This window comes from Pandoraea sp. NE5 (assembly GCF_024363545.1).
GTDB lineage: Bacteria > Pseudomonadota > Gammaproteobacteria > Burkholderiales > Burkholderiaceae > Pandoraea > Pandoraea cepalis.
Genome location: NZ_AP025517.1, coordinates 160,475 through 173,662, shown reverse-complemented (window position 1 = coordinate 173,662; position 13,188 = coordinate 160,475). Strand labels below are relative to the sequence as shown.

Genomic DNA, 13,188 nt, shown 5'->3' with positions numbered 1-13,188 from the left:
ACTCCTTCTATCAGGCGGCCGCGGCCAGCGCCGTTTGCGGCGTGGCGTGCATCGCGGCAAAGCCGGCGATCCATTCGGGAATCGCACGGTAGTAATCGAGGGACGCGCTGTACTCGCCATAAGCGGCGAGCGCCGCGAACGCTGCGACCCACGTACGGATTTCGTGGGCCGATTTGCCGCCGTCGCGCGTGATCGCGTCGTTGCTGATGTCATCGACGGCGCTCAGATGCCCGTCGCAGAGCAACGAGAGAAACGCGTGGTCCCACTGCGGATTGAGCGGATGCAGATGACTCGTTCCCGCCGTGAACGCTTCGGCGGCGGCCACCGTGCGTGCCTGACGCGCCGCGCGCGACTCTGCGGACGGGTTACGGCCGGCGATCAGACGCTCGGCGACCTCCTCGGTCGCACCGATCAACTCGGGCACGGGCGGCTCGTGCGAGATGCCGCCCGATCCCACCACCAGCACGCGCTTGTCCGTGCGCGCCAGGTGCCGGCCGATGGCATCTCCCAGCAGGCGAGACCGGCGCAGCGTCGCCATCGGCGGCGCGACCGAGTTGATGAACACCGGCACGACCGGGTGGGCATCGAGCCCGCCTGTGAGTACTTCCAACGCATAGGCGCAGCCGTGATCGACCTGCATGCGGTACGACAGCGCGACATCGACCTCCGACGCCAGCACATGCTCGGCGAGCGCATGCGCGATATCTGACGGGACCGGCAGCTTGCCGGCCAGGCTGTTGAAGTCGCCGATCGCCGTGGCCGCCGCGCCGATGCAGAACGGCGGCATGACGTCATAGAAGAAGCCATTGAAGTGGTCCGGCGCGAATACGACAACCAGTTCGGGATCGAACGCGCGCACGCGCTCGCGTGCCTGCGCCTGCACCCGCTTCACTTCGGACACGATGTCGTCGGGCGGATCGAAATAGCCGTGCAACGGTGTGTGCGAAATGCATTCGAGATGAATCGGCATGACTTAGGCTCCGGCAACTTGCTGCATGACGAGGGCGGGGGCGTGATGCTTTGGCGCGTGCAACGGCGTCGCCTGCCGCACCGGATCATCGGAGAGCGCTACCTTGCCGGCTAGCGCGATCAGCGCGTCCGACACTTCCTGCGGGGCGCAGACACCGGCGACGAATCGATCGGGGCGCAGCAAGACCACGGATTGCGAACGCGCACCGAACCAGTCTTTCAGTCGATTGAGTGGATCGCCGATCGCGATCACGCCCTCCGGCACGTCGTCGGTGTGCGCCATCTGCACGTCGGGCTTGGCCAGCACGAAGCGCACGCCCAGTGTCTCGGCAACGGCGCGCGCACGCGCCGTCAGGCCGAACGTCGGGTCGGCCCCCCATCCGAGCACGGCAAAGTGATTGCCGATGACGTCGTCGAGACGTTGAAGCTCGCCGGTCCCGGTGCGGACACTCGGCTGAATGAACAGACGCCCGACCGGCGAACTGGCAAACGGGTCACGGCCATACACCCGGCGGCCGAGCCACGAATCGCGCTTCTCGCTCATCAGGCCCAGCAGACGGCCCGGCGCCGAATTGCCCGAGCGCTTCAACAGGCGCGCCAGCCAGCCGCCGGTGGATGTGGAGGGGGGAAGCAACACCACTCCCGCTTCGTAGCGCGGCATCGGCTTGAAACGCATTTCCACGAAGTAGCGCCTGACCGACGGAAACAGGTTGAAGCTGCGCACGAAGGCATCACGGAAGCGCACGCCGAAGCGCGTGGTCGGTGCAAAGATGTCGCCCGCGACTTCGGAGAGGTGGATCATCGAGCGCGCATGTGGCCGGCGCTCGGCGGTGTACGTGTCGAGCAGGCTCGGGAGACTCTGCCCCTTGATCACCATCGCAAGCTTCCAGCCCAGGTTGTTGGCGTCGCGAATGCCGCTGTTGTAGCCCTGCCCCTGCCATACGGGCATGATGTGCGCCGCGTCGCCCGCCAGCAGCACGCGATCCACGCGGAACGTTTCCGCCAGACGCGCGTTGTGCGTGTAGACCCGCTTGCGGATGTAGTCGACCCGGTCCGGATGCGCGACCACCTTGCGAATCAGCGCCGCCATGTTCTCGGGCCTGGAGAGTTCTTCCTCCGTCTCGCCCGGCATGACCATGAATTCGAAGCGGCGAATGCCGTGGGGCAGGGCGGCGGTAACGTATGGGCGCTCGTGATCGCAGTGCAGATAAACGTGAGGCGAGCCCACCGGGTCGTTACGCACGTCGACCACGATCCACTGGTTGGGCTTCGTGCGTCCTTCGAACGGCACCTGAAGCAGGCGACGAATCATGCTGTTGCCGCCGTCGGCGCCGACAACGTAACGTGCGCGAACCGTACGGACTTCGCCATCGCTCGTTCGCGTGCTCAGCGTCACCCCCCGAGCGTCCTGCGCGAGCGCCTCGACGCCGTGCCCGAAACGCACGTCCACATGCGCGAAGCGCTCGAGCCCCTCGAACAGCACCCGATCGGCGAGCGGTTGAATGAACGCGTTGCGGCGCGACCAGCCGAATTCGTCGGTACGCGGCTCGATCGACGCGAAGCAGTGACCATCGCTCGTGACAAACCGCATCCAGTGATCGGGGGTCGTATGCGGAAGCAGAGCGTCGGCAAGGCCGACGGCCTGGAATACACGCAAGGCCTCGTCGTCCAGACCGATGGCGCGCGGGTAATCGATGAGTTGATCCAGCTTTTCCAGGATCGTGACGCGCACGCCTTGCAAGCCGAGAATATTCGCGATCATCAGCCCAACCGGGCCGGCTCCGACGATGGCCACGTCCGTCGTGATGTCGGCAGTGGTGTCAGCCACGGCACTGGCGGCTTTGTCGAATGTACTCATGTGTCTCGCTCCTTTTCTTGAGCGCGAGCGCGCCCCGCACGCCGGTCTGGCGCGTTCGAATGGCGTGCTGCGTTCGTTGATTCCGTCGCGGCTCGTGTCGTCCGCTAATCGTTGGGCCGGGGTCGGTCGTCGAGCGAGGCGTCTTCGACGACACTCGCTCACACCGAAAAGAAGGTGTCTCCGCTAGCGCTCTGATTTTTCGATGAGTCTAGGCAGGTCGCGAAAAGCGCTCAACAATTTCGTCGAAATGTGCATAGAATGCACATCATTGATTTTAAATACGATTTCATGAGCAAATATCCGAACGTGCGCGGGCTATCGCGCGGCCTGCTGGTACTGCGGGCGCTCAACGCGATGGCGCGGGGACGCGCGACGCCGCAGCAGTTGAGCGAAGCGACGGGACTTCACCGCACCACCGTGCGCAGACTGCTGGAGACATTGCTGGAAGACGGATTCGTGCGACGCAGCACCTCCGACGATACCTTCCGACTGGCGCTCGCGGTGCGCTCGCTCAGCGAGGGCTTCACGGACGACGAACGCATCGCGACCGTCGCACCGCCGATCATGGGGAAGTTGATGCAGCGTGTGGTGTGGCCCTCCGATCTGACCACTCCCGACGGCGACGCCATGATCATCCGCGAGACGACACATCGTTTCAGCCCGTTGTCGTTTCACCGCGCCATGGTCGGGCGGCGCCTGCCGATGCTGTTCACAGCTGCCGGGCGGGCATACTTCGGCATGTGCCCAGAGGCGGAGCGCGAGGACATTCTCGATTTGCTGCGAACGGGCGCGGGCGGGGAGTTGCAGCAGCGGTTTGCCGGCGACGACGCGTTCATCCGCAATCTCGTGCGACAGACGCGCGAGAACGGCTTCGGCTCGAATCATGGCGACTGGCTCGACCAGCGCAAGATCGGCGCGGTAGCGGTCGCCATTGTGTCGGAGGGACGTGTGCTGGCGAGTCTTAACGTGATCTATCTCGATCAGGCCGTGAGCCCGGCCGAGGCCGTGCGGCGGTTCGTGCCGCCGCTTCAGGAGGCGGCGGCGCAGATGGCGGCAGCCGTGGCGCCGGCCGCCCCGGTGCATGCGGCGTCCGCTGACGATTAAGCGCCACCGCTCGCCGTGACGGTGAACCGCTGATTTTTTCCCGCTTGCATTCGATATTCCACGGGACTCAGTCCACCAAGTTTCGATTTGATGCGGTGCCGGTTGTAGTCGTCGATGTAGCCCTTCAGGCCTGGTCTTGATACGCCGCGCGTCAGCTGAGGTCGAATTGCACCATCACGACCGTCGCACTGTTCTCCCTCAGTAGCGAGAGTGAGCCCCCCAATCGTTGGGCACGCCGGTGCATGCTGTTAAGCCCAGTGCCGTGAAAGTGCCCGCCCTGCGGGGCATCGGTATTGATTCGCATGCCCTGCAAATCGAAACCGACACCGTTGTCCTCAACGCGCAGGGTGACCCGATTGCCGTCGTGCCGCAGTTCGACAATGATACGGGTCGCCTGCGCGTGCTTGAGCACGTTGGTCAGCGTTTCCTGGAGAATGCGCAGCAACTCCAGCGATTGCGCGGCGCTGAGCACGCACGTCGAGATGCCGTCGAGCCGCCAGATGCACTCGATGTTCTGGGTCTCGAAGAGTACTGAAATCCGATGCCGCAATGGGGCAATCTGCTCGGCGAGCGCCAACTCACCTTGCTGATGCGTGGCCGCCGTGTCGATGACGAAACGCAGTTCGTCGCGCATTTCCTTGAGCAACGCGAGAAAGCGCGCCGGCGGCAACGTGTGCGGCGCATGTTCGATGGCCGCGATGCTCGACACCAATGCGCCGCCCAGTCCATCGTGCAAATCGTGTGCGAGATTCAACCGCTCGGCGAGGCGCGCGTTGACGACTTCGAGTTCGTGCTGACGATTGAGTGTATGCGCCAGTTCCTCGCGCGCATTATCGATGCCGACGCGCAGTTCGTCGTTGAACTGAGCGATTCTCCGTGCGTTTTCGGCAAAGCGCCTCGCAAGCACGATGGCCATGCCGATCATGAGCACCTGAGACGTTTGCGTCGTGTAATAGACGTTCGACGTGAGCACGCCAAAATACACCAGAAAATCATGGGTGCCGGCGACGACGAAGGTCAACGCGCACATTGAGACGATACGTTGTTCCAGCCTGCGCTCAAGCCATGTGAGGACGAAAAGCAGCACGCAACTCGCCAGATAGGTCACGCCGGGCACTATGGCCCAGATCGCGCGCGATGTCTCGATGCGATCGTGTGGCATGACGATCAGCCAGAGTGCTCCGGCGCCGAACGTTGTCCATAACAACGCTTCGAGGCGCGGCATGCGTCGGCCGCAAAAACGCAACACGTACATCGTGAAGCTGCCGCAGTAAGCGAGAAATGCGATGGAGACGAAGACCTCCCACGCGTCGTTCGTCGCAAATGGCCACGGCCGGGTGACCACCTGATTGACCGCATAGAGCCACCAGGTGAGCGACATCACGCTGAACCAGCCGTAGGCCGACTCGTCGCGTCGATACAACCAAAGCATCGACACGAGTATGCCGAGGGTCAGGGTGATGGCGAGACTGAAGAGTTGCAGGTCGCGCCGTATCCATTGCTCCCGCTCGTAGCGCTCGTGCACGATGTCGGGGCTGCCCAGCACGACTGGGCCAAGCCCAGGGCTGTACGCCGCCAGGCCCGAGACGCGTACGAGTATCGTGTTGACGCCGGGACGTAACGCCGGCGTGTCCAGAATTTGGTACCTCGGCGTGTTCCACGCTCGCGTCAGTGGCTCGACAAGCGAGTTGTCGCGCGAGATCAGGACATCGTTCAAGTACACCACACCGGCCATATTCAGGTATTCCAGCAGCACGCCACGTGGCTGTGGGTGCTCCGGTTCCCGCCACGTAAGCCGATACCAGACCACGCCGTTGTAGTCCGGCCAGCGGCGTGTCCAGACGTCGGGCAGCGTGACATCGGTCCAGCCGACGTCTGGGGCGTGCACCGTAGTCCAGTTGGCGGCGTCGGGGTTCATGCTCGCGACGCCATCGCTCGTGGCGCGCACGGCTTCGATACGATCGAACGTCGGCGCGGTGTTCTCGGGCGGGCGTGTCTGTCCCTGGGCGTCCACGATGCCGGGGACCGGGCCGATAAGGCAGACAAAGACGATAAGACTGCGCAGAGACAGAGACCTGCCCCGTGCCGAGTGCATCGTGCCGATGCGGCGGGTCAGGGCAACAAGCCGAAGGTACGCGCTTCGAACACGGCCTGCGTGCGCGAGTTGACGGCGAGCTTCTTGTAGATGTTCTTGATGTGGCATGCGACCGTGAGACTGGAGATATTGAGCAGGGCTGCAATCTCGCGGTTCGTCATGCCTTTGGCGACGAGCCCGAGAATCTCGATTTCTCGCGGGCTCAATGCCGGCACGGCCTCGGCCGTCGGCGACTGACCGGTGACTGGCGTCGCCCGGCTGACGCCGATTAGGCTAAGAATATGCCTGGCAACAAAAGGATCGATCGGCGCACCCCCGCGCAGTGCGCTGCGTATCGAAAGCGCAATTTCCTCGTCGTCGCGCTCCTTGAGCAGATACCCGGTCGCACCTGCCCTTAGCGCACGCACAATGATCTGCTCCGTACTCCACGCGGAGATTACCAGAATCGGAAGGGCGGGATCGCTTTCGTGCAACTCGCCGATCAGATCGACGCCGCTGCCGTCCGGCAGGCCCACATCGACCAGTATCAGCGCGCACGGCGTGCTTGCCAGATGCGCACGCGCCTGCGCGAGGCTTCCGGCCAGACAGACCATCTCATTGCGATAGCCCAGCGATTTCAGAATGCCGCACATGCGCGTTTGTGTCGCCGGGTCGTCTTCCACGAGCAATAGCGGTCCGGGGAGCACCGGTTCGGCATCGACTGACGGGCTGGCAGGCATAGCTTGGGATTCCAGACAATTAGGCGGGGAGACAATGTCATGCAAATTAGCGCACCGCTATCGTAGCGCCCATCCCCCAAACAGGGTAGGCAGAGCCCGAATTTACTCAATTCGGGGGATGCCAGACGTCACACATCGAATGCTACGTTTCGCACAAACGGGTTCGCGCTGCGCAAGGATCGAGAAAATGCGCACGACATCGAAGTGACACGGCGTGCAAATCCGGGAGTCGGGCATACGCTTTCGGATTGGGGGGCAGCGTGGGAGAACGGTTTTCCGCAAGGGCGACGCCACGTCGCCTCAAGGCCATATGCGGCGTGGCAGGACTCATGCTCGCCGGGCCGGCCGTTGCGCAGACGTCCGGTCCGCTGTTTCTCGACTATCGCGGCGCCACAGGCGGGTGCTGTCACAACGCCAACGGTTTCGACGGCGCACCCGGTCAGATCGACGTCGAGCGCACGCTCTCGGGCCTGAACATTCTCTCGACGCATGGGGCGACCGGCGTCGCCGTCGACGTGAGCGGCGGCAACGGCGGTAACGGCGACGATGTCAGTGGCCGCGATCACTGGGGCGGCAGCGGCGGCTTTGGACGCATCGTCGATTTCGTGCTCGCGCAAAGCACCGTCATTAGCAACGGTTTTGGCGCCTCCGTCCTCTCCAAGGGGGGAGACGGCGGTCTGTGGGGCAATCGCGGCGAAGGCAACGGCAACGGCGGGAACGGCAATTTCGCACGCCTGACGCTCGATGGCGGCTCGGTAAGCGCTGTGGGCTTCGGGCTGTCGGCGCAATCGATCGGCGGGAACGGACAGACCAGCGCGATTCCCTGGGGGCCCGGCGTGAACGGCGGGGTCGGGGGAAACGCCGGGGATGCCAGCGTGGTCGTGCGTGGCGGGGCCACCATCACTGCCAGTGCGAGCGGCGGAAGTGGGGGCGCGGCCATTCGGGCCGAATCGCTGGGCGGTCAGGGGGGATTGGGAATCGATGACTGGGAGGGCGGCTATGTGCTCTCCGGATGGGGCGGGAATGCGGGCAATGTCACCGTGTCGACGGCGGACGGCACCGTGACCGCCCATGGCGATGGCGAAGTCGGCGTGCTGGCGCGTTCCGTCGGCGGCAACGGCCCGAAACGCATGAGCGATAGCACGGACGTCAAAGGCTCGAACGGCGGTAACGCCGGCAACATCACCATCACGAACGGCGCGGCGATTTCCACCGATGGGGCTAACGCACCGGGCATTGCCGCCTACAGCCTTGGGGGTGACGGCGGCGATGGCGGCGGCGGTGTCACCGGTAACGGATTTCAGGGCGGCGATGGCGGAACGCCGGGGTCCGTCACGCTCATCAACACCGGCAGCATCGCGACGCGCGGCGTCGGTGCGATGGGGATGCGGGTTTCGGTCGTCGGGGGCGCAGGCGGGAACGGTGGCGAATCCAGTCCCTGGTCGGGACATGGCGGGAATGGCGGTGCGGGTGGCAACACCGGAAATCTGGCCGTCGATATCAAAAACGACGGCACGATCATGACGTCGGGTAACGACGCCGTCGGTATTCTGGCGCACGCGGTGGGGGGCGGCGCGGGGGCGGCTGAACTGAGTCAGGGGATCATGAACATCGGCGGTGGGTCCGGCGGCAACGGCGGACTCGGTGGCAACACGACGCTCAGCAGCAATGGCTCGATTTTCACCACGGGCGATCAGAGCGCCGGTGTGCAGGTGCAGAGCATCGGTGGCGGCGGGGGGCACGGCGGCGACGCCGATACGACCGGCATCATCGTTGGCATTGCCACCGGCGGGCACGGCGGTGCCGGCGGAAACGGCGGCGATGCCCTCATGGATCTGGGCGGAGCGATCTCGACCGCTGGCGCGGGCTCGAGCGGCGTTCTGCTGCAAAGCGTGGGGGGCGGTGGTGGCGCTGGCGGGTCGTCCAGCGCCATGACCGTCGGTGTTGGACTGGGTGTGGCCGTCAGTCATGGCGGCAGCGCCGGGGGCGGTGGCGCGGGTGGCGTGGCGCATGCCACGCTGGACGATGGGAGCAGCGTCACGACGCAGGCCGTGGCAAGCGATGGCGTCGTCGTGCAAAGCATCGGCGGTGGCGGCGGCTATGGCGGACTCGCCAGTTCGGCCACCCTCACTATCGCGCCGGATCTCGGCCCGGAGGTGCCTTCCGCCACGCTCAGTCCGCACGTCTCCATCGGTGGTAGCGGCGGCGACGGCGGCGGCGGCGGGTTGGCCCAGGTCGACAACAGCGGCGGTATCTGGACGCTGGGTGACAAGAGCATCGGCATACTGGCCCAGAGCATCGGCGGGGGTGGCGGTGCAGGGGGAAGTGCTGCCGCCGCGTTACGGGCGCAATCGATCGCCACGCCGAACCGTCGCTTCAACATCAGCGTGGGCGCGACGATCGGCGGTGCCGGTGGCAGCGGGGGCGATGGTGCAGTCGCGCTGGTCAACAATAACGTCGACGGCAGCGTGCTCACGGCTGGCGATCACTCGTATGGCATCGTCGCGCAAAGCATTGGTGGCGGCGGTGGCGTGGGCGGTATGGTGCAACAGGAAACCGCGAAGTCGTTCGGCGCAACGCTCGGCGCACCCGGATCGGTTCAGGGGCTGTTGCAGTCGATCGGCAATTGGCTGACGACCTCCGGCAATTCGATGAACGTGGCGTTCGGTTCACTCACTGTTGGTGTGGATGTTCGCGTCGGTGGCACGGGCGGCGAGGGCGGGGCCGGCAACGTGGCCGCCATCAACAACCACGGCCCGGTGACGACATCGGGCGCCGGCGCGGCGGCGATCGTCGCGCAGAGTATCGGGGGTGGCGGCGGTCAGGGCGGCACGGCGGCATCGACCAGCGTGTCGAGCCTGCTTTCGAGCGTCGATAGCTTGCTTGGCGTGATGGCTGGCAGGATTGGCACCTACTTCAACGTCTCACCCAATGTCGGGACGCATGTGGCCGTTGGCGGATCGGGTGGCTCCGGCGGCGACGCGTGGCAAGCGAATGTACTCAACACCGGAACGCTGTCCACGACGGGCTTCGGTGCGCCGGGTATCGTCGCGCAGAGCGTGGGCGGCGGTGGCGGAGCGGGGGCGGCGACTTCGCAGAACCTCGAGCTTTTCCTCTCGAATTGGGCACCGAAGGACGCGCCAGGCATCATCGATGAGATCACCCGCCTCATCGACCTGCTCGGCTCGAATCTCGCCAGCGCGCAACACAGCGTCAATGTCAGCGTTGGGGGGCAGGGCGGTAGCGGGGGAAGCAGCGGGACGGTCAATGTCGACGCCAGCGATGCTGCCAGTCGCATTCAAACCACCGGCGACAGCTCGCCTGGCATCCTTGCGCAAAGCATCTCCGGCGGCGGAGGGCAGGCGGCCGCGACGGATTACACCTTCGGCGCGAGCAGCCTCGGGGCTGCTGCCGGATCGACATCGCCGGCGGTGTCGCTCGCGCTTGGGGGAACGTACACCGGCAATCTGGCGGGAAATGCGGGACAGTTTTCTCGCGTGAACGTCAAGAGTGGTGGCGTCATCGCGACCCAGGGGAACGACGCGAGCGGTGTCATCGCACAAAGCATCACGGGCGGCGGCGGTGCCGCAGCGGTGGGCCTGACGGGGAATGCGAGCACGCATCTCGCTGCAGGGCAGCAGGTCGCCGTCCCGGTCATCACGTTGGGCAGCACGCTGAGCGGCGAACTGTCGCCGTCGAGCATGAACGGTGCGCCCGTCTCGGTCGTGGGTTCAGGCAGCATCGATACGAGCGGTGTGCTCTCGCACGGCATTTTCGCGCAGTCCGTTGCCGGGGGCGGCGGCGCCGCCGGCATGACCGTCGACGCGTCGGTTGCGTCCTTGCTCGGGGGCGCGGTCATCAAGCTCGGTGCGTCGCCTGCGGGCGGCAGCAGTCTGCAAGCCAACGCCGGTAGCGTCAGTGTCGATCTGACGAACCCTGCAGCCGACCAGGCGGTCGTGTCGACACGAGGGGCGTTGTCGTTCGGCGTGCTGGCGCAAAGTATCGGCGGTGGCGGCGGGTATGTCGCGCTGGTTGAGGGCGGCAATCCGTCGGCGCTGCCGGTCACCAGCCTGACGCTCGGGGCGCAAGGCGACACGTTCGGCAACGGCGCGGACGTCGACGTGAGCGTCGCGCGTAACGTCGCGGTGCAAACGCTGGGTCAGGATGCGCACGGCATCGTTGCGCAAAGCGTCGGCGGGGGAGGCGGCATTGCAGGCGTGACCACCGCGCCGGGACGCGTCACGCTAGCGTCGGTCAACAATGTCGTCACACGCGCTGGCGCCAACGACGGCGGCAAGGTGGACGTGGTCATCGATGGTAGCGTCCAAACGCATGGCGACGGGGCGGCAGGCGTGCTGGCGCAGTCCGTGGGCGGTGGAGGCGGTATCACAGGCGATGCCGCCGCAGTGACCTACGGTCTCGACATGGTGCGGCAGGCCAACGTCTCCGGCGCCGTGGGGGCGGGGGGCGCGGTGCAGGTGAATACGAGCGGCCGTGTGGTCACTGACGGCGGGCATGCCCCGGCCATTCTTGCGATGAGTCTTGGCGGCGGGGCCGTGTTCAGCGATGGCGGCGTATGGCTGAAACAGCCTGGGAGCGCGAGCGGCAACACGGGCGGCGCAATCGACGTGACGCTTCAACCGGGCAGCGTGGTTGCCGCCATGGGCGCGGACTCCCCCGCGATTGCGGCGATCAGCATGGGCAACGCGGGCGGCGGTTCGATGCAGGGCAAGCCGATCGGCGTGACGATCGGCAGCGGCGCGAGCGTGATGGCCAATGCAACTTCGGGGATCGGCATTCTCGCCATCAACACCGATGGCGTGACCGTCGAGAATGCCGGTACGGTATCGGCGGCAACGGCTGTCGCGTCGCTGAGTCGCGCGAGTGTCGTCAACAGCGGCCTGATGCAGGGCAATGTGGAACTGACGACCGACAGCACGGTTGAGAACCGCGCGGGCGGCGAGCTACGTACGGCGCAGTCGCTCTCGGCCGGGCTGACGCAAAACTACGGCACGATCAGCCCCGGGGGGGCGGGCGTGTTCCAGGCGTCGAAAATCATTGGCAGCTTCTCGCAGACGGGCACCGGCGTCTACGCGCCCGACCTCGATTTCACGAATCACAACAGCGACTTCCTGACGGTGACGGGGGCATTGACGTTCGGCGGCAGCGTCGTGCCGCTCCTTCGCAATCCGGTCAAGAACATCTGGCTTGGGATCGGGCACTTCGACAACGCGCCGACCGGTGAGACGGCCGTCGCGAAGAGTACGGCGCTCGTCTTCAACTATCAGATGAAGGATCACTATGGCGGCTCGCGGGATCCGCTGATTTCGGTGGACGCCAACTTCCGGCCGCCGGGCGTGTCGCTCAATGCGAATCAGGCGTCGTTTGCGGACCTACTTCAGACCCATTGGGACGCGGGCATGGTCGCGGCGGGCCCCTTGTTCCAGCCGTTCGTGAGTGCGGGCGATGCGGCGTCTTACCGCAAGACGCTGGACGTGCTTTCCGGGGCGGCGTCACTCATGCGCGCAGGTTCGCGAGGGCATGAGAACTACGACTTCCTGAATCGCTTGATGAGCTGCCCGCAGTTCATCACCGACGGCACGCGCATGGGCGAGGGCAGTTGCGTCTGGGCGCGCGTGATCGGCACCCGCGCCGATCGCTTCCAAACTGCGGATGATGTGGGCTTCCGCAGTCAGCAGGTGACCTATCAGTTCGGGGCTCAGAAGGAGTTTGCGCCTGACTGGTTTGTCGGCGGTTCGGCGAGTTACGTGGTGACGCATGCCCGCTCGTCGGATCGCTCGCTGGACATATCGAGCGATGGCTTCCGGGGCGGACTGACGTTGAAGCGTCAGATGGGGCCGTGGCAAATCGCGCTCGCCGTGCTGGGCGGTTACGAGAGCGGCACGCAGAATCGAACGATCGAATATCCGGGGGCGTCCGCGCGAGCCACGAGTCAGCCGGACGCCTTTTTTGTTGGCGCACGATCCCGGCTGTCCTATCAATTGAACTACGCCGCAGGGTATGTGAAGCCCTACACCGATCTGGACGTCGTCTACGACAGGAATTCGGCTTACCGTGAAAGTGGCGCCGGCGTGTTCGATCTTGCGATGCAAAGCGAGGGGCGCACAACGGCGGTGTTGAGTCCCGCCGTCGAGGTGGGCGCACGTCTCGACTATCGTGGCACGACCGTGCGCCCCTATCTGTCGGCAGGGATGAGCTTTGCGTCGAAGGGGGATGTGAGCGCCGAGGCGTCGTTCGTCCAGTTCCCGAGTGCGGCGTTTCGCATCACGTCATCGCAGCCGCGTGTCTACGGCAACTTTGCGCTTGGGGTTGAACTGCTGTCGTCGAAAGGGCTCGAGGTTCGGGCGGAATACAACCTGCGCACCGCATCGTCACAGACGGTACAAAGCGCCGCGTTGCGGCTGGCGAAGCACTTCTGAGTC

General features: G+C 65.3%; 6 protein-coding genes and 1 pseudogene. 2 read left to right on the top strand and 5 right to left on the bottom strand.

Going from position 1 to position 13,188, the window contains the following annotated elements:
• Positions 1 to 10: 10 nt before the first annotated feature.
• Positions 11 to 970: a 3-carboxyethylcatechol 2,3-dioxygenase gene (locus tag PanNE5_RS00700; protein ID WP_261938981.1), complete on the bottom strand. Its 960-nt coding sequence runs from the start codon at positions 968 to 970 to the stop codon at positions 11 to 13.
• 3 nt (positions 971 to 973) lie between these two features.
• Positions 974 to 2,827: a bifunctional 3-(3-hydroxy-phenyl)propionate/3-hydroxycinnamic acid hydroxylase gene (locus tag PanNE5_RS00695; protein WP_261938980.1), complete on the bottom strand. Its 1,854-nt coding sequence runs from the start codon at positions 2,825 to 2,827 to the stop codon at positions 974 to 976.
• A gap of 288 nt (positions 2,828 to 3,115) precedes the next feature.
• Between PanNE5_RS00695 and PanNE5_RS00690 the strand changes: the two genes are divergently transcribed.
• Complete coding sequence (locus tag PanNE5_RS00690; protein ID WP_261938979.1) at positions 3,116 to 3,931, top strand: DNA-binding transcriptional regulator; 816 nt, start codon at positions 3,116 to 3,118, stop codon at positions 3,929 to 3,931.
• On the opposite strand, the pseudogene PanNE5_RS00685 reads toward PanNE5_RS00690, so the two are convergent.
• The 3 genes and pseudogenes from PanNE5_RS00685 to PanNE5_RS00675 all read right to left on the bottom strand — a co-directional run.
• Positions 3,928 to 4,062, bottom strand: a pseudogene (locus PanNE5_RS00685) (IS3 family transposase); the annotation flags it as partial. The gene PanNE5_RS00690 and the pseudogene PanNE5_RS00685 overlap by 4 nt on opposite strands.
• Positions 4,063 to 4,082: 20 nt before the next feature.
• Positions 4,083 to 5,945, bottom strand: coding sequence for an ATP-binding protein (locus tag PanNE5_RS00680; protein ID WP_261938978.1), 1,863 nt, complete (start codon positions 5,943 to 5,945; stop codon positions 4,083 to 4,085).
• A gap of 98 nt (positions 5,946 to 6,043) precedes the next feature.
• Entirely contained in the window at positions 6,044 to 6,745 is a 702-nt protein-coding gene (locus PanNE5_RS00675; protein ID WP_261938977.1) for a response regulator transcription factor, read from the bottom strand.
• Positions 6,746 to 7,062: 317 nt separating this feature from the next.
• Between PanNE5_RS00675 and PanNE5_RS00670 the strand changes: the two genes are divergently transcribed.
• Entirely contained in the window at positions 7,063 to 13,185 is a 6,123-nt protein-coding gene (locus PanNE5_RS00670; protein ID WP_261938976.1) for an autotransporter outer membrane beta-barrel domain-containing protein, read from the top strand.
• Positions 13,186 to 13,188: the final 3 nt, after the last annotated feature.

What these genes read in the sequence shown, in the direction of transcription:
- PanNE5_RS00695 (WP_261938980.1), bottom strand. Translation starts at nt 2,827, where the DNA reads ATGAGTACATTCGACAAAGCCGCCAGTGCCGTGGCTGACACCACTGCC.
- PanNE5_RS00690 (WP_261938979.1), top strand. Translation starts at nt 3,116, where the DNA reads ATGAGCAAATATCCGAACGTGCGCGGGCTATCGCGCGGCCTGCTGGTA.
- PanNE5_RS00675 (WP_261938977.1), bottom strand. Translation starts at nt 6,745, where the DNA reads ATGCCTGCCAGCCCGTCAGTCGATGCCGAACCGGTGCTCCCCGGACCG.
- PanNE5_RS00700 (WP_261938981.1), bottom strand. Translation starts at nt 970, where the DNA reads ATGCCGATTCATCTCGAATGCATTTCGCACACACCGTTGCACGGCTAT.